The sequence below is a fragment of the Filomicrobium insigne genome, from assembly GCF_900104305.1.
Classification (GTDB): domain Bacteria; phylum Pseudomonadota; class Alphaproteobacteria; order Rhizobiales; family Hyphomicrobiaceae; genus Filomicrobium; species Filomicrobium insigne.
The window spans coordinates 425,882-447,332 of sequence record NZ_FNJC01000002.1 but is presented as its reverse complement, the minus strand read 5'-3'; the positions used below and the strand labels follow the sequence as shown (position 1 = coordinate 447,332).

The 21,451-nt window shown below is 56.9% G+C and carries 16 protein-coding genes; 4 read left to right on the top strand and 12 right to left on the bottom strand.

Going from position 1 to position 21,451, the window contains the following annotated elements; genetic code table 11:
* Positions 1-74 precede the first annotated feature (74 nt).
* From BLS30_RS08080 to BLS30_RS08035, 10 genes are all read right to left on the bottom strand, one after another.
* On the bottom strand, positions 75-1,574 hold the full coding sequence (locus BLS30_RS08080; RefSeq protein WP_046479660.1) for a CoA-acylating methylmalonate-semialdehyde dehydrogenase: 1,500 nt from the start codon (positions 1,572-1,574) through the stop codon (positions 75-77).
* A 187-nt stretch (positions 1,575-1,761) separates the two neighbouring features.
* Positions 1,762-3,291 (bottom strand): tripartite tricarboxylate transporter permease, encoded by a 1,530-nt coding sequence (locus BLS30_RS08075; protein ID WP_046479663.1) that lies wholly within the window; start codon positions 3,289-3,291, stop codon positions 1,762-1,764.
* Positions 3,292-3,374: 83 nt separating this feature from the next.
* The gene (locus tag BLS30_RS08070) at positions 3,375-3,872 is read right to left on the bottom strand and encodes a tripartite tricarboxylate transporter TctB family protein (RefSeq protein ID WP_046479666.1); all 498 of its coding nucleotides are present in this window, start codon (positions 3,870-3,872) and stop codon (positions 3,375-3,377) included.
* Between the two features lie 57 nt (positions 3,873-3,929).
* Positions 3,930-4,979: a Bug family tripartite tricarboxylate transporter substrate binding protein gene (locus BLS30_RS08065; protein WP_139165307.1), complete on the bottom strand. Its 1,050-nt coding sequence runs from the start codon at positions 4,977-4,979 to the stop codon at positions 3,930-3,932.
* 177 nt (positions 4,980-5,156) lie between these two features.
* A complete protein-coding gene (locus BLS30_RS08060; protein WP_090227952.1) occupies positions 5,157-6,461 on the bottom strand; it encodes an MFS transporter in 1,305 nt (434 codons plus the stop codon).
* A gap of 140 nt (positions 6,462-6,601) precedes the next feature.
* Positions 6,602-10,093, bottom strand: a complete 3,492-nt coding sequence (locus tag BLS30_RS08055; protein WP_090227950.1) for an indolepyruvate ferredoxin oxidoreductase family protein — start codon at positions 10,091-10,093, stop codon at positions 6,602-6,604.
* Positions 10,094-10,248: 155 nt separating this feature from the next.
* Positions 10,249-10,569 carry a DUF2853 family protein gene (locus BLS30_RS08050; RefSeq protein WP_046479672.1) on the bottom strand — a complete coding sequence of 107 codons (321 nt, stop codon included), beginning with the start codon at positions 10,567-10,569 and terminating at the stop codon, positions 10,249-10,251.
* A gap of 111 nt (positions 10,570-10,680) precedes the next feature.
* Complete coding sequence (locus tag BLS30_RS08045) at positions 10,681-11,778, bottom strand: twin-arginine translocation signal domain-containing protein (RefSeq protein ID WP_090227948.1); 1,098 nt, start codon at positions 11,776-11,778, stop codon at positions 10,681-10,683.
* A 102-nt stretch (positions 11,779-11,880) separates the two neighbouring features.
* Positions 11,881-12,267, bottom strand: coding sequence for a thioredoxin domain-containing protein (locus BLS30_RS08040; RefSeq protein ID WP_090227945.1), 387 nt, complete (start codon positions 12,265-12,267; stop codon positions 11,881-11,883).
* Between the two features lie 232 nt (positions 12,268-12,499).
* On the bottom strand, positions 12,500-13,153 hold the full coding sequence (locus BLS30_RS08035) for a DUF1007 family protein (RefSeq protein WP_090227943.1): 654 nt from the start codon (positions 13,151-13,153) through the stop codon (positions 12,500-12,502).
* A gap of 184 nt (positions 13,154-13,337) precedes the next feature.
* On the opposite strand from BLS30_RS08035, the gene BLS30_RS08030 reads away from it, so the two are divergent.
* A complete protein-coding gene (locus BLS30_RS08030; RefSeq protein WP_210184020.1) occupies positions 13,338-14,324 on the top strand; it encodes a zinc ABC transporter substrate-binding protein in 987 nt (328 codons plus the stop codon).
* Positions 14,325-14,430: 106 nt separating this feature from the next.
* Here the strand turns inward: BLS30_RS08030 and BLS30_RS08025 are convergent, their stop codons facing one another.
* Positions 14,431-15,078: a L,D-transpeptidase gene (locus tag BLS30_RS08025; protein WP_076605361.1), complete on the bottom strand. Its 648-nt coding sequence runs from the start codon at positions 15,076-15,078 to the stop codon at positions 14,431-14,433.
* A 476-nt stretch (positions 15,079-15,554) separates the two neighbouring features.
* Positions 15,555-16,436, bottom strand: coding sequence for a VOC family protein (locus BLS30_RS08020; protein ID WP_090227935.1), 882 nt, complete (start codon positions 16,434-16,436; stop codon positions 15,555-15,557).
* 586 nt (positions 16,437-17,022) lie between these two features.
* On the opposite strand from BLS30_RS08020, the gene ggt reads away from it, so the two are divergent.
* From ggt to guaB, 3 genes are all read left to right on the top strand, one after another.
* The gene (gene ggt / locus BLS30_RS08010) at positions 17,023-18,813 is read left to right on the top strand and encodes a gamma-glutamyltransferase (protein WP_046479691.1); all 1,791 of its coding nucleotides are present in this window, start codon (positions 17,023-17,025) and stop codon (positions 18,811-18,813) included.
* Positions 18,788-19,831, top strand: a complete 1,044-nt coding sequence (locus tag BLS30_RS08005; protein WP_244512392.1) for an FAD-dependent oxidoreductase — start codon at positions 18,788-18,790, stop codon at positions 19,829-19,831. Before ggt ends, BLS30_RS08005 begins: the two co-directional genes overlap by 26 nt.
* Positions 19,832-19,945: 114 nt before the next feature.
* The gene (gene guaB / locus BLS30_RS08000; protein WP_090227931.1) at positions 19,946-21,442 is read left to right on the top strand and encodes an IMP dehydrogenase; all 1,497 of its coding nucleotides are present in this window, start codon (positions 19,946-19,948) and stop codon (positions 21,440-21,442) included.
* The last annotated feature ends 9 nt before the right edge of the window (positions 21,443-21,451 follow it).

The window sequence follows — 21,451 nt, the reverse complement described above, 5'->3', positions numbered from 1 at the left end:
TTTCTAGGTTTATCTACCCACCTCGACCGTGTGGGGCCGTGTCATTGACACGGCCATGCAACTTCTCGAACGGATTATTTCATGGTCGGAATGGAGAACTCCGAACCGCTGCGGATACCGGAAGGCCAGCGCGATGTGACCGTTTTGGTCTTTGTGTAAAAGCGGATTGAATCGGGACCGTGCTGATTGAGATCGCCAAATCCAGACCGCTTCCAGCCGCCGAAGGTGTGGTAGGCCAGCGGGACAGGGATCGGAACATTGACGCCGACCATGCCTATGTTGACCTTGGAGACAAAATCCCTCGCCGTATCACCATCGCGCGTGAATATAGCTACCCCGTTTCCGTACTCATGTTCTGATGGCAAACGCAGGGCTTCGTCATAGGTTCCTGCACGGACGATTGAGAGGACGGGGCCGAAGATTTCTTCGCGATAGATACGCATCTCCGGCGTGACTCGGTCGAACAGACAACCGCCCATATAGAAGCCGTTCTCGTAACCCTGCATTTTGAAATCGCGGCCATCGACGAGGAGGTCGGCGCCTTCTTTGATACCGAGGTCTACATAGGCTCTGACCTTTGTCAGGTGAGCACTGGAGATAAGCGGACCGAAGTCTGCGTCGGCACTTGTTGATGGGCCGACTTTAAGTGTTTCGACTTTTGGAACGAGGCGTTCGAGCAGAGCGGATGCGGCTTGTTCGCCTACGGGTACGGCGACAGAAACGGCCATGCAGCGTTCCCCGGCCGAACCATAACCGGCGCCGATCAGTGCATCAGCGGCCTGATCCATGTCGGCGTCAGGCATGATGATCATGTGGTTCTTCGCGCCGCCGAATGCTTGTACGCGTTTTCCGGTGCCGGCCGCGCGCGCATAGACATATTGGGCAATGTCAGAGGAGCCGACGAAACCGACTGCAGAGATGTCGGGATCATCAAGGATGGCGTCGACGGCTTCTTTGTCGCCGTTGATGACATTGAGAATACCTGGCGGAAGGCCGGCTTCGATGAACAGTTCCGCTAGCATCATCGGTACGCTTGGATCGCGTTCTGACGGCTTGAGGATAAAGGCATTGCCGCAAGCGATAGCTGGGGCGGCCTTCCAGAGCGGGATCATTGCGGGAAAATTGAATGGTGTGATGCCAGCGACGACGCCGAGCGGTTGGCGCATGGAATACATGTCGATGGCAGGTCCGGCGCCATCGGTATACTCACCCTTCAAGAGATGTGGGATGCCGATAGCGAATTCAGCGACTTCGAGGCCGCGTTGAATGTCGCCCTTAGCGTCGGGAATTGTCTTGCCGTGCTCACGCGCGAGGACGTCAGCGAGCTTGTCCATATCCCGGTTGAGGAGATCAACGAAACGCATCATGACGCGTGCGCGCCTCTGGGGATTAGTTGCGGCCCAACCCTCTTGGGCTTCTTTTGCATTCTCAACGGCTTGGCGAACTTCTTTGGTGGTTGCCAGTGGCACCCGTGCTGCGATTTCGCCGGTCATTGGCCAATAGACATCGCCGAAGCGGCCTGAAGTTCCGGGCACATGGTTGCCGCCGATGAAGTGGCTGAGTTCACGGGTCATGATAAACGCCTGTAGTTTTATGGGCTTGGTGGAGCTTGGACAGGTGGGAGAAAACATTCATTTCTTTCTCTACCACGGTGTCGCAATAGGCGGAAATCTGGATGCCACCGAGATTTGGCTAACGCAAATGATAACAAAAAAGGGCGGCCTATAGGCCGCCCTGATCTGATCCGTAGTCTAAAGGGGACTATTCTCCGGGTGCCTGCTCAGGAGAGCCGCGGCGGAACCGACGCAGCAACATCTGGAACAGAGGCAACAGGAATAGCAGGATCGCAACGATTGCGATTGGCGTTGACACCGGACGCTCCAGGAAGATCCACGGAGACCCGTCGCTCATGATCAGGCTCTGGCGCAAAGCATCTTCGGTTGGCGCACCGAGAACCAAGGCGACGACAAGCGGGGCCAGTGGGTATTCAAGCCGCCGCAGGATGAAGCCGAGGATGCCGAAGATAACGACGAGCCAAACGTCGAGCATTGAGTTTTGGATCGCATAAGCGCCAACCAGGCAAAGCACGACAATGATCGGCGTCATGATGGCGTAAGGGGTGCGCAGCATCATTGCCAGGAGTGGCGTAGCGACGAGGCAGATCACGACCGCAGCTACGTTTGCCAGATAGAGGCTTGCGATAAAGGACCAGACGAACTCTGGCTGATCAGTGAACAGCCGTGGTCCCGGCACGAAGCCCCACATGAAGACGCCGGCCATGAGGATGGCGGCCGTAGGTGAACCTGGGATACCGAGGACAAGCATCGGCAGGATCGAGCCCGTACCGGCAGCATTGTTGGCGGCTTCTGGCGCGAGCACACCTTCAGGAGCGCCGTGGCCGAACTTCTCGGGATGCTTCGAAGTCTTCTGTGCGATGCCATAGGCCATGAACGAGGCTGGGGTGGCACCGGCACCGGGTAGGATCCCTGTGATAAAGCCAAGGAGGGCTGACGAGAGGGCAAGCACCCAGTGCTTCATAATCAGACGGATGGACTCGGTGATATCGTGGAGCCCAAGCTTGGCCGCTTTGGTCAAGTCCTCAATCTGTACTTTGTAGCGCTCAGCAGCGTTGTTCAATACTTCGCCAAGGCCAAACAGACCAATCGTTATCGGTACGAAGTGGAAGCCTTGCAGCATATCAATGCTACCAAAGGTCATCCGTGGCTGGCCGGTGACGACGTCAAGGCCGACAGTCGACAGGAGGAAGCCGGCTGCGATCATGATGAGTGCCTTGGCTGGTGCTCCTCCCATACCGATGAAGGTGCCGAAAGCGATCATCAAAACGGCGAACATTTCTGGCGGGCCGAACTTCAGCGCCATTTCGGCGAAGGGGACCGCGAAGAACGTGAACAAGATCGATGCGATCATTGCACCGACGAATGACACGGTGAACCCGATGGACATGGCAAGCTGTGCTTTGCCTTGTTTTGCCATGGGTCTTCCGTCGAACATCACTGCAACAGACCAAGGGTTCCCTGGCACGGCAAAGAGGATCGAGGTGATCAGACCGCCATACATCGAGCCCCAATAGATGCCTGCCAGCATAACAAGGGCTGAAATTGGCTCCAGGAACACGGTGACAGGTAGAAGGATCGCGACACCGGTCGTGCCACCGACTCCGGGCAGTACGCCCACGAGAAGGCCCAGGATAACGCCCAGCATCATGAACCCAAGGCGTGCGGGATCAGCCAGTGCGCCGAATCCTACGGCGAGTAGTTCGAAGGCTTCCATGACGTATCGTCCCTATAAATCCGTTCTTGTTGCTTGAACGCAGGGTGTTCTTAGCTTTTGAGCTGCGGATCAGGTTTTGTCTGTCAGAAGGGTAGGAGTCCGGTTTCGTAGAAGATGCTGTGAGGCATGGGGATGTTGAAACCCTTGGCAAGGGTCAGCCAAAGAGCAACCGGAAAGATTACCCCGCCCGCAAGTGCCCAATAGCTCTTGAAGCGGCCATACCAAGCCATGAAGAAAGCCATGTAGAGACCAGCCGTGATGTAAAGACCGAGCCATTTCAGCGCGAGTACTGCGAAGAAGATGGGTAACCCGACTTTGAGGAGGTCTACTACCTCTTCGCGTGCTTCAAAGAATGGGCGTAAGTCCGGCTGTCTCACCACACCAATCAACACGACGAAAACGCCGAATAACATTGCTATGGTCAAGACGAAGGGAAAGAACCCGGGCTCAGGGCCGATATCCCCTAGGCCCGGGTTCAGTCGAAGTGACTCGAAAAAGACCAAGATACCCAAGGCAACCAAGATAATTGCAACGCCGATCTCGAATGATCTGTGACTAATCTTTAGAAGGCTGGGCATCATGTTGAGGCCTCTTTCGACTTATTCTAGCTCGTGGTTTGTACGACGTGTGTGTGTCAGTTACTTACCGTTGCGGTCACGCAGATCCGAGCGCAGCGGCCATTTGAAAACGTCACGCATCATCTTCACGTGATTGTTTTCGAACGTCGTAAGCCACTTCTTATATTCGTCAGCACCTTTGAAGATCGGCTGCTGGGCATTGTTCTTCATGAACTCTTGCCACTCAGCGGTCTCGAAGACCTTTTTCCAAAGGTTCTCGTACCATTCGACAGCTTCCTTCGGCATATCGGGCGGGCCGATGATACCGCGCATCTGGTGGAGGCCGTTTTCCAGATCCATCAGCTCGGCATACTCACCGTCGGTTCCGACTTTGAGTTCCCAGTGCGTCGGGGTGTCGGGGAAGGCCGTTGAGCGTTCTTTGCTGAAGCCCAAGATCGGGATGAGGCGATCGGGGTAGTGAGGCATAGCCTCAGCCGGCTGGTTGACGTTGAAGTCCTGGTGGCCACCGGCGACGTTGGATGCCACCTCACCACCGCCTTTGGCCGGAATGTAGCGGAAATCCTTACAACCGGCTGCGTGCTGCAGGAGGCTGATGTGAACCTGATCTTCAGCGCGGGCACCGGTTCCCGTTGAGGAGAGACGATCAGCCTTACATTTTTCTTGGAACTCTGCCCAGGTTTTGATCTTGCTGGGATTTGTCCAGAGATAGAAAGGATCGATCGACATCAGAGCGATCGGCGTTAGATCCTCGGAGGGATACATGACCGGGATTTCCTGCTGCAGCGGCGTGGTCACGACGCTGTTCAGGGTTGGTGTCATGTAGTGTGGATCGCCTGCCTTGCTCTTCAAATGGGTGAGCGCTACGGCACCACCGCCACCGGGCATGTTGACCGGCGTAATGGGCACTGGTGAGAGGTTGTATTTCTGGATGATGCCAATCCACAGACGCGCATATACGTCGGATCCACCACCCGGAGATGTTTGGATGACAAATTCGATTGGGCGCTTGGGTTCCCACGCCTGAGCGGGGCTCATCGCGGAAGTTCCAATGAGTACAGCACCGGCCATGGCGGCACTGTAACCGAGAGTTACAGATAGACTTGGTTTCACTTTAGTTTCCTCCCGTGGGGCCTGAATAAAATAGCCGACTAGGGTATATTGAGCGGCTCTCTTCTTCGGGAGAGCGCGAGGGTCAGTCTATGGTATACCACGGCTCGAACGCAAGTGAGGATGTGGTATACCACATGAAAAATCAGCACGTCGTGTGCTGAAAAATCAATCAGGTGCTCAATGCTGCGGTGCGGAATCTAGCTCTAGAGAATCTGCCGGAGTCGGGGGTTCAGGCCCGCTGACATCGAGGGCCTCTTCGGGCTCGACGCGTGGATCGAGGGCAAAGGCGGCGGGTGTCGTCCGGGCAATGGGAACGAACACTTCCTGATGTTCTTCCGGCAATTCCGGGCGAACTTGAACCCGCAGCAGAATGACAACAGCAGTTAGTGCGTAAACAGCGGCCATAAATGGAAAGAGTGCGTGTGGGCCAAACACGTACATAGCGGCGGAGGCGAACAGGGGCCCGCTGATGGCCGCGATCGAATAGATCAGAAGAAGCCCGCCGGATACGGCAACGGCATCGCTCTTATCCACCAGATCGTTGGCGTGGGCGACGCCAAGCGGATAGCTGGCGAAGGCGAACATGCCGAAGATGGCCGCAGCTGGCCACACCAAGTCCCGGCCGTTGGTCGATAGAGAAAAAACAGCAAAGCAAGTGAGAGCTGCGGCAAACGAGACGGCGACGAGCGTCTGCCGTCGCCCCACGCGATCCGACAGCCAACCGATCGGTAACTGTCCAATGGCGCCCGCGAGCACGACTAGGGTCATGAGCGCACCGCCTTCCACGGGGGTGAAGCCCGTTTCAAGCGCATAGAGCGGGGTCATGGCCCAAAAAGCGCCTCCGGTGACGCCCGTGCAAAAACAGCCCACGACAGATGCCGGGGAAATCTGCATCAACCACCGCAGATGAAGCTTTACGCTCTTGGGCGTTGACGGCGCCATCGACGATGACAGTGCGATGGGGACGGCGGCGAGAGAGAACAGGATTGCGACGAGAATGAGCAGCTGAAAATCCAAGGGGGGCGCCAGGATGATCAATTGCATCCCGATCGTGGTGACGGTCAGGTTTAAAAACGTATAGATCCCGAAAATGCGGCCCCGCGTCGTATCGGTCGAAGCGGCTGCGAGCCAGCTTTCAATCACCATCTGAATGCCGGCAAAGCAGATGCCGTTGACGAGGCGTAGTCCCGACCAGACCATCGGATCAGAGATCAATGACATGACTAAGGGTGTGATCGTGACGGTCGCGGTGAAAGCGACAAATGCGCGAATATGGCCGACGCGGAAGATGGCGAAAGGAGAAATGAAGCATCCCAGAGTCAGGCCGATCCAATAGAACGAGCCGAGGATACCAATCTCAATATTGGAAAAGTTCGCCAAGGTGGCGCGCATGGGCACGAGCACGCCCATGAGGCCTGAACCCATGATGGCGATTGCCGCCGCGCAGAGAAGAGCCGTTATGGGACGTATTAAACCGGTCATTGATGCTAACCCTAGGTGCCATAATTCGCTGCGTTCCACCCTCAAAGTGTCGTTTCTGTGAAATGAGGGGCAGGCCAAAAGCGCGCAGTTATGACGTCAGATTAGTTGGCGTGGCTTTTGTCTATGAGTGATTTGAATTTTTATTGCGCGGGGATGCGATCCAAATTTGCGGACCGTGAGCGATCTCGTAGCTGTTGCCTGAGTTCTTTGGCGCGATGTTCGGCTTTGTCTAAAGCCGCCATTTTGACATGGCCAAAGCCGCGCACAGTTTGCGGCAGACCGGCGAGTTCGATGGCGGCTGCATAATTGCCGTGGTTTAGACGTTGGGCGATAAGATCGAGATCCTCCTCATACTGCGTTATCCAGGCGCGTTCCCGGCGACGGTCGACAGTGTAGGCAAATGGGTCAGCCCATGTGCCTCGCAAACGTTTTGCCTTGGCTAGTCCCTTCAGTATCGGCATTAGCCAGCGGCCAGAAATTGCGAGTTTCCGAGGATGGCCAGTTGCACGATCCCTGCGGGGAAGGAGGGGCGGAGCCATACGGAACGTCATTGCGCGGATATTGTCGAAGTTTTGCCCAATGAGGTTTTGGAAGCTGCCCTGCGTGAATAGGCGCGCGACTTCGTATTCGTCCTTAATGGCGAGGACGTTGAAATAAGCGTGTGCCACAGCTTTTGTAAGTGTCTGGGAGCCTGGAATTCTATGCTGTTCGAGATTGGCGATAGCGTCGACGCGTTCGAGATAGCGCTCGGCGAGGGTGACATTCTGGTAGGCTTCAAGGTGCGCTGCGCGGTGCGCAATGGCTTCGCGAAGCGTTAGCGCTTTGTGTGCGGGATTGGGATCCTCATGTTCCGTTTGAAGTTCATCTCTCGTGGCCGTGGTGCGTCCAAACCGGAACGCGGCAATGTTTGTTTCAGCCTTGGCGCCGTTGAGCCGGATCGCAGCTTCGATGCAGTTTGATGGCACGGGGATGAAGCCATGTTGGTAGGCAATGCCGAGCAGCATCATGTTGGCGTAGATGCTGTCGCCGAAGTTGCGAACGGCGAGGTCGTACACATCAACGCTGATCAGTGGCGCTCCATTCAAGCGGCGGCGAATGCGGTCCATCAAGCGGTGGCTGGGGATGGCCAAATCCGGTCGGCGTGTGAAGGCACCGGTTAGAACTTCATGGCTCGATACAGCGACGGCCGTGTGGTTGGGATAAATACAATCGAGAACCTTGTTTGACGCCGTTACGACGAGGTCTCCACCCAGGATCAGGTCCGCGTCCGCTGTTCCCACCCGGATGGCGTTGATTGCCTCCGGTTCAGCGGCGAACCTCATGTGGCAAACGACGGCGCCACCTTTCTGAGCTAGGCCGGTAGCGTCGATGGCTCCGAAGCCAAGGCCTGCAAGATGCGCAGCTTGGCCAAGAACAGCAGATATCGTGACGACGCCCGTGCCGCCGATTCCAGTCGCGAGAATGGCGTAGGGCTCGGCGAGGCTCGGCCGCTGCGGTTCTGGTAAAGCGACCGGATTTAGTGTCGGCGTCGCGGTTTGTTTTGTTTCTGACGACGACCGGGATTTGGGCTTTGCCCCGTGCAGTGTCACGAAGCTGGGGCAGAAGCCTTCAAGACACGTAAAGTCGTTGTTGCAGGCTGATTGGTCTATGGCCCGCTTTCGTCCAAGTTCGGTCTCGAGAGGAACGATCGCGACGCAGTTTGATTTCACGCCGCAATCCCCGCAGCCTTCGCAGACAAGCGGGTTTATAAAGACGCGCCGGTCTGGGTCTTGCAACGTTCCGCGTTTCCGGCGGCGGCGTTTTTCGGCGGCGCACGTCTGATCATAGATGAGGACTGAGACCCCGCGCGTTTCGGCCAGCGCGCGCTGCGTCGCGTCGAGCTTGCTGCGTTGAAGGAGCTCGACGCCTGGCGGCAAGTTAATGGACCTGTAGCGGGCCGGATCGTCTGTCACGACATCGACGCGTGCTACACCTTCGGCAAGAGCGAGAGCCGCCATCTGGCTGACGGTCATGCCGCCTTCGAGGGGTTGTCCGCCCGTCATCGCGACGGCATCGTTATAGAGCACCTTGAAAGTGATATTTGTGCCTGAGACAACGGCTGCACGGATTGCAAGAGAACCTGAGTGTACGAAGGTGCCGTCGCCTATGTTCTGGAAGACGTGGTCTCTCGCTGAGAAGGGCGCTTCGCCGATCCAGTTGGCTCCTTCGGCACCCATTTGGGTAAAGCCGTCGGTCGCACGGTCCATCCACTGGGCCATGTAGTGGCAGCCGATACCTGCATAAGCGCGCGCGCCGTCAGGGACTTGTGTCGAAGTATTGTGCGGGCAGCCGGCACAGAAGTAGGCCGTGCGCTCAAAAGCTTCGGGTTCTGTCGCGCGGTTGGTGGCAAATCGATGGAGCTCAGCGACGCGGTTCCAGATCTGGCGGTCGCCTGTGCGTTCTGACAAACGTTCGCCGATGGCCAGCGCGATTTGCAGTGTTTCCAGGGCGCCGGATGACTTGAACAGGGGGGCGCCATCTTCATCCCGCTTGCCGATTATGACGGGGCGTGCGTCGCGCCCATAAAGCAACTCCTTTATTTGAGGTTCTATGAGCGCGCGCTTTTCTTCGACGACGATGATGAGATCGAGATCGGCGGCAAATCTCAGCATGGCTTTGGGTTCGAGGGGCCATGTCATGGCGACCTTATATAGAGCCACGCCCAGCTCTTCAGCGCGCGTTTCATCTATATCGAGATCGTGGAGAGCCTGACGGACTTCAGGATAGCTTTTGCCTGCCGTGACGATACCAATTCGTGGAGCTGGTCCCCCTTCAAAAATGATTCGATCTAGTCCGTTCGTTCGGACGAACGCACGCACCGCATCGAGTTTCAATTCGTGAAGACGTGCCTCCTTCGCCAACGGACTATCGCCCAGCCTGATGTTTAAGCCATCAGGCGGCATATCAAATTCGGTTGGAGCTGGATGGCGTATGACAACGCGATTGGGTCGCCCGTCGACGCATGCGGTGCTCTCGGCGTTATCCTTTACGCATTTCAGGCCGACCCAGACGCCTGCGTAGCGAGACAGTGCAAATCCAAACAGGCCGAAATCAAGAATCTCCTGAACGTTTGCCGGTGCCAGGATCGGAATCATCGCGTCGACGAAAGCGAATTCGGACTGGTGCGCCGAGGTGGAACTTTCACACGTATGGTCGTCGCCCATAAGTGCGATCACGCCGCCGTTGGCGGAGGTCCCTGCGTGATTGGCGTGACGGAGTGCGTCCCCAGAGCGGTCGACGCCGGGGCCTTTTCCGTACCATATGGAGAACACGCCATCGAAGAGGCCTTCGCCGCGCAACTCGGCCTGCTGCGAGCCCCAGATTGCCGTCGCGGCAAGATCTTCATTAATGCTCGGCTGAAAGACGATGTCGTTTGCGGGAACGATCTGCCCTGCTGCCGCAAATGCTTGTTCGATTGTTGCGATGGGAGAGCCGCGATAGCCCGTCACATAACCAGCTGTGTTCAGGCCGTTTTCCTGATCTCTAGCCTTTTGCATAAGCGCGAGGCGAACGATGGCCTGAGTACCGGTGAGGAGCACATGCGTCTCGGCCAGATCGAATTTTTCGCTCAGGGTCGGCTTATTCTTTGGCATCTCCGCGTATTCCGATCGGCAGCCAAGGGATAGTATTGCATAAAACAAATTAAGGGGCAGGAAGCTACTCCATACCCCTTACTTCAAAATCGGTCGCGGCAATTAAAACGCAAGGCCTGCGGTCAGCAAAACGCGATCACGCAAGGTATGTGCGCTCAGACAAGAGCATCGAGCTTGTTGTACTTCTCAGCGAGCAGGTAATAGAAGGTCACGCGCTGTTTCTGCGAGTCGCCTTTCATGGTCGTGCAGATCTCATTGATTGCCGCGTCGAGCGCCTTGTCGTCGTCCGTCAATCCGAGCTTCTTTTTCAGCCATCCATCACGAACCCGCGCGAGTTCGTCTTTGCTTGAGCACGACACTAGTGCCGCATCTCTGCCGCGTAGAGCAATGCCTAAATGTTTGACAATGCCGGCAACGGCTTGTTCGTTGACGTTTTTGGCGTAACGCGCCACATCGTTTGTATAGTCGGTGCTCATTTTTCAATGACTCCTTTCGGGCCTTTGATTTGGGTTCGCCATTGGACCGGCAGTTTACGCCCCTTTCCGACAAAAGCGATGAAAAATTCCGGTTTTTGCAGCGCGTTAACTTCAAACAAGAGGGATCTCAGTTGAAGGCGTCGCCAGATCCGATGGGCTTACCATTCGGCGGAAGGCCATGTAGCTCGCATTAACGCGCTGGGCACGCGGAGTCGTAGAAGCGAGAGTTGCGACAACCGCCTCAGTAACCGAGCGTAGGGCGGCACGGGCGTCCGCCGTCAGGCTCGCGGTCGTGACCCCATGCAGATCGGTTAGGGTCTTCATAATAACCTTCTCATGGGCTTCGTTTTCAGAGACCGCCAGCCGGTAAGCTTCTCCGGCGCATGCCGTAAAGATCGTCCGGTCGGATTGGCTCATGCCGTCCCACAAGCGTGTGCTGATGCCCAGTGTAATGGCCGTGCCGGCGCCATTGGAAACGGTTTCCAGAGCAATGTTCCCGGCCGGCGCTACGCCTGCTGCCATTGCCTGCAATGCGCCACCGAATTCGGCTGCATCAATGTCCCGGTCACGAAGGGCGGCCGCGAGCCGGTACGACGGCATCGCGACCGTTTCGGCACCGATGGCACGCATGACGTCGGCCGTTGGACCGTAAGCCGAGATGCGCAGGCCCTTGAAGTCACCCAAGGTCCCAATAGGTCGGTTCGACCAGAGACGTGGTGACTGTCCGGTGTGTCCGGCCAGCAGCGGTTTGAAGCCGTGCTCGGCGGCAAGTTCATCCCAAAGTTCCTGACCACCTCCGATGGCGAGCCAGCTTGCTAGGTCGCCCGGTGCCAAGCCTGCCGAAAACGGCAGTCCGGCGAAATACGAAAAAGCAGCGTCGAGGTCAGCATTGTCATGCTCACTGGCATGGTAAAGGTCGGCCTCGCCCTTTGCGAGAGTGACTGCTGCATTCGAATTTTCGGCAGTGATACGAATGCGGTAACGACGGTCCGTTGCTTCTTCGATGCGACTGGCAAGGCGATGCGCGCAGTCTGCCTGGCCAGATACGGCATCCGGCCACGCCATTGCCATGTGCAGTTCACGGGTGTTCGGGAGGATCGCGGGTGCGGAGACCGGCGCAGACGTCGAGGAGGCCGCAGCAGTTGTTGTTGTCGTGGCAGCTGCCGTAGCGGCGAGACCGGTTGTCTTCAAAAATTCGCGTCGATCCATAGGGTTGCGTCTCCGGAACTACCGCACCGTAACAAAAACTGCCGGCATGAAAGCCGATCGTCTGTGGCTTGGCAACGGATATGGAAGGACAGAAAAGCGAAGTTATGGCGCAGACAGCATATGGGTCACAGCCCGGAGGAACTCGCTTCTGCCGACGTAGCCCGGTAATCGGCCAACTTCCCTGTTGTCTTTTATCATTACAAAAGTCGGGACGATGGTGACAGGTTCATTCAGCGGGAGATCTGCGGCGGTTTGGGTATTGTAGTCAACAAAGCGAATAGGGGCTTCCTTGCTGCGCTGGGACGCCAGATAGCCCGGAAGCACGTCACGGCGGAAGACTTTGCAGTATAAGCACCCTTCGACCTCAATCACGATTAATTCGGCGTCCGCGGATGACGGTGCGCTGATCAGATCTCGGGCCGCATTGGATGTGCTGAGCGCTGTAATCAGCGCAGCGGCGGCAAACAGAACTGGCAGCATCAGGCGCATATAAAACTCAAACTGACCTTTAGGTCGTTGGGAGCTGGGCGGCTCACGTTGCCGACGTGGATCGGTGCTCAGTTCAGAGACTAGCTCGTGCGTGTGCTACTGCGGTGAGTGTCTTTAGATAAGAGTTAACCCGCGCGTCAAAATAGGACGCGGTGACCGCAAAAGTCCGTACGGCTCCTACGGGCAAATGTGCCGAGATCAGATTCGGTTCAGACGGTGCAGTGTTATGTGTTTAGGAACTGGAGCACTTGACCGAGACAGTTTTGGCGAGGCCAATACCGATGTCGCCGCCAAACTGTTGGAAAAAGGCCTCGCCGAGCTTTTCCGCTTCAGCCGTATCTGCTTTTGGAACGCCGATATCGATATGGCATTCTGGTGGTGCCCCTGCGGCGAGTTTGATCGGATCTTTCTCCGCGAGGTCGAACGCGATGAAATAGGTCGGGTCAAATACCTGGAAGGTGAAACCCGGCGTCGCGGCAAGGACTGGTTCAGCCAGCGGCAGGAAGAAATGAAGGGTGAGAATCCCGTCTTTGTGCTCTAGCCAGTAGTCCCGAGGAGCACCGAGAGCCAGAGCTTCGTCGTTGAGTTTGGGGTAAGTGAAGTAGTCAAATTCCTTTAGCCCGTCGATGTTGACTTGAGCGAGCTCGGTCAACTCGTCGCGGGAGTACTTGCCATCGCCGTTGGCGTCTAGCCCCTCGATTGCCATGGAGGTGTAGGCATCGTCGAACGTCCAGCTATTTTGAAACCCGGAGATGCGGCCGTTGTCGTAGACAAGCGTCGTTTCCACGCTTACCCAGACGTGCGGGTGTGCTGCAAGCGGTGTCGAAATCACCAGAGCCAATACCGCGAGGTGCGCAGCAATTATCCGGGATAAGGTCAACAGCATGGATCTCAACCTTGATCTAACGAGCTTCGTGCGTCTGACGGCTTCAACGTTTGCGACTAATATGGGTGCGACTTTGGCATCGCGTGCTAATCGGCGCAAAGTAAGGCGGATTAGAATCGTTACAACTCAAATTGTGCCGAGGCCGGTGAAATGGAAGCGCCGGCGCCTTGGAAGGTGCGCGGGTGTGCGCCATAGCGTGGCCGATCACGTGTTTTGTGCGTTGTTAGCGTGGGTTGCGTACGTCGGCATTATTGTACCGGTTGTTGCCCAGGATGCGTCGAACGTCGTCATCACCAGCAAGCCTATACACTCGATTGCCTCAGCGGTAATGCAGGGCATAGCAACGCCGACACTTTTGATCTCCGGCAACGCTTCGCCTCATGTTTACGCTTTGAAACCCTCGGACGCGCGCGAACTCAATAAGGCGAACGTTTTTGTACGCGTTTCCGAGCAGGTCGAACCGTTTACGGCGCGTATTGTGCGGGCCCTTCCTGAGGCGGTTGAAGTGGTGACGCTCGCTGAAACGAAGGGGATGCACCTTCTGAAGCTACGGTTTGGCGGTCACTTCGATACGCACGGTGACGACCACACGCATGCGCACGAATTGGGGGACAATGCTTCTTTTGTCGCAAACAATGTGGATGGGCACGTCTGGCTCGATCCGGAAAACGCCAAGGTAATGGCTTTTCATTTAGCTGAGGTGTTCTCGCGCCGCTGGCCGCAGCATGCAAAAGCGTTCGCGCTCAATGCGCGCAAGTTTGCCGAGAAGGTGGATCAGACCTCTGCCGTGATCGCGGCTGAACTGGTCCCAGTTCGTAATATCCCTTTTGTCGTATTTCATGATGCCTACCACTATTTTGAAGCGCGGTTCGGCCTGCGGGCGGCCGGCGCGGTGACCGTTAATCCGGAAGTCCCGCCCGGGGCTCGGCGATTGTCTGTGTTGCGTGAGCGGATTGGGAGCTTGGGCGGGGTTTGCATCTTTGCCGAGCCGCAATTCAATTCGCGGGTGCTCCAGGCCGTCAGCGAGGGGACCGGTGCTCGAACTGGAGTTCTCGATCCGATTGGGATCGACGTTGAACCCGGCCCCGAGCTTTACACGACCATGCTTGAAAATCTTGCGCGTGGGTTTGTGGCATGTCTTGGACGGGGCGATAAACGTGCGGGCCCTTAAGGTCTAAGGTCGGAATGCAATGGGTTCTCGTTTCTCAGCAAACAAAAAAGGACGGTGCGATAAAGCACCGTCCTTTTTTCATAACTTTCGACTTCGGCTTTTGGGATTAACGGAAAAAGCCGTCGTAGTAGCCTGTGCGGCCCTGCTGATCGCTGTAGCTCGCGCTGTTGTACTCTTTGTTGGTCTTAAAGCGATCCCAGGTCACTGTGACCTTCGCGCCAATTTTTGTACGCGGGTAGAGGTCAAGCACGTCCTCATTGTACATTCGGATGCAACCTGCGGAGGCTGCTGTACCGATCGTCCAGGGTGCATCCGTGCCGTGGATACGATATGTGCTTGAGCCAAGATAGAGTGCGCGAACGCCTAGCGGGTTCATCGGGTGACCACCGGGAACCCAGCTTGGCAGGCGCGGATTTTTGGCCAGCATGCTTGGCGTGGGGCGCCAATCCGGGTTTTCGCGTTTCATGGAAACACTGGTCGTGCCCTGCCAGCGTGCGTCTTCGCGCGGAATTGCGATTGGGTAACTGATGGCTTGGCCACGTTTCGTGATGAGGTACAGGCGGCGATCGCCAAAGCTGACGATGATCTGGCCTGGCGTATACTGTTCGTTGAACGTTACGGTTTGACGGCCCCCGCCCCATTCATTATCGCCACCCCACAACGTCTGCGCTGAGGCGCTTGGCGCCGCGGCGGCAGTGGCGAGGATGGCGCTCAGTACAACTATACTACGGCTCATGAACTTCAGTGCGGACATCCCAAATTGCTCCGTCCATCTCTCTCAAAAACTGCGGCTTGCGCTTAACGATTTGTCCCGGCGCGCGGTTGCTATCTGTCGTCAGAAAAATTTACGACAGACAATCCTGTCCGGCCGATCTTGGATCGTCCCGAGTAAAGAGAACGTATAGTTGCGTTTGGGTTTCGACGGCAGAGCAGCCAAGCCACACTCTTGCCATGATCGTATTCCGGCGGATCACGAAAGTGTCAGGGGGGAATTTGTCCCTGCATTAAACTTCCAGAAAGGGAATTTTAGGCATGGGTGGTCCGTAAGAGTGCATCAGCTTTTACCCACTGAACCAGAATGAATTGAGCAATGGATACCGTTTTGCTCAGAAGCTGCTTTACCATCGCAATAATCTCTGGGTTTTTCTCCCTGCGGGCACTCGAATTTTGTGTGCGTTTTCCAATTCGAGAGCCACGGTCAACCAAATCAGACCGTTTTGTTTGGATCGCTTAGGTCGCTTCATTCGGCCGTAGCGTCACCTCGATGTTCCAGGGATCACGCAGGGTCAGTCCGCTATTGCTTTCCGCTGTCAGGGCGCCAGCGCTTTGGGCACGCTCTCGGATGGGTGCTATGAGAGATTTGTCAGCAAGGATCTCAAAGGCCACGAGTCCGGCAGCTCCGTCCGGGCGAGGGCCTGCGCCTCGGCTCGCCCACGCGTTGGTGGCTAGCTGATGATGATAGCCGCCTGAGCCGAAGAAGTTGGCGCCGGAATAGCGGCAAGAAATATCGAAACCTAGGATAGTTCCGTAGAAAGACTCAGCAGTATCGAGTGCGCCAATTTGGAGGTGTACGTGACCGATGACGCCGTCATCGGGCAGGCCGCTCCACGTTCCTGAGGCCGATGCCAACAGACGCTCGACGTCAAGTGGTTCGGTAACCATTTTCACTTGGCTCTCGGCATAGCGCCATTCTTCCCGCGGGCGATCGGAGTAAATCTCGATACCATTACCTTCGGGATCGGACAGGTAGATCGCTTCGCTGACGGCGTGGTCGGAGGCGCCTGTAATGAGGAAACGGTTATCGACTGCGTGCTTCGTCCAGAGTGCCAGTTGACCGTGGTTGGGCAGCAAAAACGCTGTGTGAAAGAGGCCTGCGCCGCCAGGAGGCCGCGGTTCCGCGCCTGGATCGCCGATTAGCTTAAGCAGTGTCGAGTCGCGGGTTCCGAGATGGGCCGTGTGGCCATCCGAGCTTAGTATGCGCAACCCAACGAGGTGTTCGTAGTACCGGCTGATGGATTGTAGGTCTCGGACCCGGAGCGTGACCGTGCCGATTCGGAGTGGAGCGGCATACGGGATGCGGTTGGTTGCTTGCGTGGCGAGAGATGTGGACATTGGATGCCTCCTGAGCGCATCGCCTCTTCCGTATCCTAGAGCAGCCAGCAAGATTGATCTGGATACTCTTCTCATCGTTCACGAAAACGTCAGTAAGGGTCCCTTGCCCTTCAGATGCGTGTTTCGCGTTGGCGGCTGGTTTTATTTCTCGTTCCCATTTTGTTCTGTTTTACCTTGACGGCATGGGGGGATCTGGGATAAGAACGTTTGAAGAACAAATGCGACATGCGTCTCAGCTCAAGCTAAGCAAATTCAAAAGGTTGTCGCGAGAGCGTTGCCAGATGCCAACGGGTCTTCCCCAAGCCCCTCACCGTTGGTGTCTTTGGTACTCGCCACCAGGGGCGGTGTCTCCTGCGTACCCCCGCCGGAGTGAAGATCGCGCCTTGTCAGAGCCGGAACGGCATTCTTGCCCTCTCGCCGTTCCGGCTTTTCGCACGTTTTGTGCGAAGCATGACGCATCCAATGCGGTCAGATTTTCATTGAGTCGGAAGGCGCCGCAAGATAGGGCGGACGTCGTGAAAAGCCTCAGTGAGATATGCACTTAAGGATTCGATATAGCTTCTGCGTTGAACGAGCGGGCTCGGGATTGCCGTTCCGGTTTCGCCGGGTTCGTTTATGGAACCTCGTTGCTTCATTGCTGACGGGGCTTGCTGTCTGGGCGCTTGTTTGGTCCGGCAGCGGCGCATTGGCACAAACGCGAAGCGCGCCGGAAGCACATTCCGGCTATGTCGAAAAGCGTTTGGCTACCGCCTCGAAGTATATGGTAGCGGCGGCAAACCCCTACGCAAGTAAGGCAGGTCTGGAGATATTGCGTGCCGGAGGCAGTGCTGCGGATGCAGTTATTGCGACGCAGCTCGTGCTCAATCTTGTGGAGCCTCAGTCCTCGGGAATTGGCGGGGGTGCCTTCGTTCTCCATTGGAACGAAAACGGGCAGAAATTGACGACGTACGACGGGCGTGAAACTGCTCCGGCCGCGGCTCGTCCAGACCGTTTCCTCGTAAACGGATCCCGTATGCCGTTCGGCAAAGCAGTCAATTCCGGTTTGAGTGTCGGCGTTCCCGGAACTGTGGCTGTGATGGCGCTTTTGCACGAACGTCATGGCAAGTTGCCGTGGGCACGTCTTTTTGAGCCGGCGATCCAATTGGCTGAGAACGGCTTCACCGTTTCGCGGCGGCTCAATCTGCTACTCACGTGGTTTGGAGCTGAACGTTTTACACCTCCCGCGCGCCGCTATTTCTTTTCCGAAGATGGGTGGCCGCGACCTGTCGGGTATACGCTGAAAAACCCGGAGTTCGCGGCAACACTCCGTGTGCTCGCAAACGATGGCGCACAGGCCTTTTACGAAGATGGGCCCATTGCGCAGTCGATTGTGGACGCAGTTGCCTCAGCGCCCAATGCAGGGGGTGATATGACCCTGACGGATATTGGGACCTACGCCCCTATTGAGCGCGCGCCTATTTGCTTTACGTACCGGCGTAAGCGGATATGCAGCATGGGGCCGCCATCGTCGGGCGGTTACACTATCGCTCAGACCTTGATGTTGCTTGAGGCGTATGATCTCGGCGGGGATGCTCAAGAGAGGATGCAGCCTCTTGCTATGCATCTCATTGCCGAGGCTGAGAAGCTCGCCTATGCGGATCGCGACCGCTATATTTCTGATCCCGCCTTTGTCCGTATTCCCGATGGTCTTCTCGCCAAAAGTTATATCAGCAAGCGTCGCCGGCTGATTGATCCAGATGAAGCGATGGAGCAGCCTGACGCGGGACGACTCCTGGACTTCGAGCAGCCCCTACCCGGTGTCGACGCAACAGAAGAGCGCTCGGGTACCAGCCATATCTCGATTGTTGATGGGGATGGCAATGCGATTTCGATGACAACGACGATCGAGGGCGGCTTCGGGTCCGGTTTGTGGGCTTCCGGTTTCTTGCTGAACAATGAGCTGACCGATTTTTCATTTCTTCCAGCCGACGAGTCGGGGCGCTTGATCGCTAATCGTGTACAAGGGGGCAAGCGTCCGCGGAGCTCCATGTCGCCCACGATGGTCTTCGATGAGACGGGGCGCTTAGAGTCGGTACTCGGATCTGTCGGTGGATCGCGGATAATCCTTTACGTATTGAAAACGCTGGTGGCGCTGATCGATTGGAAGATGAACGCGCAGGACGCGGCTGATCTCATCAACTTTGGAAGCCGTGGCGGGTCATTTGAAATCGAGTTGGCACCAAGTGCCGTCTGGGAAGGTCTCAAGGTCAAACCGTTTGGTCATGAGGTCGTGCCCGATCTGATGACGTCAGGCACCCAGATCGTCAGGGTGTTGGAGAAGGGCAAGCTGGAGGGCGCTGCGGACCCGCGGCGTGAGGGTATTGCAATCGGGGATTGAGGGCCGAGAGGTCACCGTTCTAGGTGCTGGTGTGTTGGGGCTATGGCAAGCATTGCTGTTGGCTCGAGCAGGTGCGCGCGTACGGCTTTTTGATCGCAATGCCGATCCGCTATCGGAGTCGGCGAGTTCTTACGCGGGGGCCATGCTTGCGCCGGATTGTGAATCGGAAGCAGCGCCGCCCATTGTTCGAGATCTGGGTCGGCAGGGCTTCGAGTTGTGGCGCGACGTTTATCCCGGTGTAAAGTTTTCAGGTAGCTTGGTCGTTGCGAGTCCTAGAGACACTTCGGAGCTGATGCGTTTCGCGCGTATGACGGAGCGCTATGAGAAGCTCGATGAAGCGCAAGTTGGTGAACTTGAGCCGGATTTGGCCGGACGCTTTTCGTCTGCACTTTATTTCGCTGAGGAAGGACACGTCGAAACGCCAGCAGCGCTTGCTTTCCTGCTCGATGAGGTTCGACGGCTGGACGTTGAGATCGTGTTCGGGGCGGCAGGTGCGGCGCGGCCAGAAGATATTACTGCTGATCAAACGATTGTCGACTGCCGAGGTCTCGCTGCGCGGGATGCACTTCCTACTCTGCGCGGTGTTCGTGGAGAGCGTCTCATAATCCGTTGCACCGACGTCCGTCTGAGCCGGCCGGTCCGGTTGCTTCACCCCCGGCATCCTCTTTACGTTGTGCCGTGGTCGGATCATCGCTTCATGGTTGGGGCGACGGTGCTTGAAAGCGAAGATAGTGGTCCGGTTACAGTTCGCTCCACTCTTGAGTTACTCGGAGCGGCTTATAGCCTCAGCCCTTCGTTTGGGGAGGCGGAGATTCTCGATATCGGAGCCGGCGTGCGTCCTGCGTTTCCAGACAATGTTCCGGGGATTAATGTGTCGCCGGATCTGCGTGTCGTGCACGTTAACGGCGCTTATCGGCACGGTTTCCTGCTGGCTCCGGTGCTGGCGGAGGCCGTCCTATCGCTTCTTTCGGAAAGCGGTTGTGTTCACCCTCTGGTGCACAGGAATGAAAGAGCCTGAGCCACATGGCTTTGCGCAATCCCTGGCAAGTGGTATAGCGCTGGCGATCAAGTGTTCGCTCGGCGCTCAGATTTGCCGAGCGCGCAGCTATCATGATCAACCCCGGAGGTCCCTATGGCCTTGAGCCCGATCAATTCAGATTCAGGGCTAGCGCTCACCTTTGACGATGTTCTCCTGGTCCCGGCAGGGTCGGAAATCATGCCTGGCGCGGTTAACGTGTCGTCGAAGGTCACGAAGTCGATTTCACTCAATATCCCCATCCTGTCGTCGGCGATGGACACGGTCACCGAAGCGCGTCTCGCAATTGCAGTGGCGCAAGCCGGTGGTATCGGCGTGATTCATCGCAACTTGGAGCCTGAGGATCAGGCGCGGCAGGTGGCGATGGTCAAAAAATACGAGTCCGGCATCGTGCTGAACCCGGTGACGATTACGCCGGACGCAACATTGGCCGATGCACTTAAGATGATGGCTGAACGACAGATCTCCGGTATTCCTGTCGTCTCTCCGTCACCAGGCCGGTCAGCCGGAAAATTGGTCGGCATTTTGACGAACCGTGACGTGCGGTTCGCGAGCAATCCGGGGCAGCCCGTTTCGGAGCTGATGACCAAGGACAAGCTCATTACGGTTAAGCGTTCTGTGACGCAGGATGAAGCCAAGACGCTTCTGCATCAGCACCGTATCGAAAAACTCATTGTCGTTGATGATGATTACAATTGCATCGGGCTCATCACGGTCAAAGATATCGAGAAGGCCCAGAAACATCCGAACGCGTGCAAGGATGGCGAAGGCCGTCTGCGGGTCGCTGCTGCAACCACGGTTGGCGAAGACGGTTTCCGGCGGACCGAGCTGCTGGTTGATGCTGGCTGCGATTTGATCGTCGTCGATACGGCTCACGGTCATTCGAGCCGGGTGATTGAAGCGGTGGCGCGGATCAAGAAGCAATCCAATGCTGTTCAAGTGATTGCCGGTAACGTGGCGACGGCTGAAGCGACGGCTGCGCTCATTGATGCTGGTGCCGACGCCATCAAGGTCGGCATCGGCCCGGGTTCAATCTGCACAACGCGGATCGTGGCCGGTGTCGGGGTGCCACAGCTCACTGCGATTTCGAATTGCGCGAGCGAAGCCAGTAAGCATGGTGTGCCGATCATTGCTGATGGTGGCATCAAGTTTTCCGGCGACGTCGCCAAGGCGATCGCGGCTGGCGCCCAATGCGTCATGCTTGGCTCTCTGCTTGCGGGCACGGACGAGGCACCCGGCGAGACCTATCTCTATCAAGGACGAACCTACAAGTCGTATCGTGGTATGGGATCGGTCGGTGCGATGGCGCGCGGTTCCGCCGATCGTTATTTCCAGGCCGAGGTTCGCGATACGCTGAAGCTGGTGCCCGAGGGGATCGAGGGGCAGGTTCCCTACAAGGGGCCGGTGGATGGCGTGCTGCATCAGATCGTTGGTGGTTTGCGTGCGGCAATGGGATACGTCGGTGCGGCAACGGTGGCTGAACTTCAGCAAAAGGCGAAGTTCGTTCGGATTTCGCCTGCTGCTATGTCCGAGAGCCATACCCATGGCGTCACCATAACGCGGGAAAGTCCTAACTATCCCGGCGTTAGCTGAGGTTTCGAA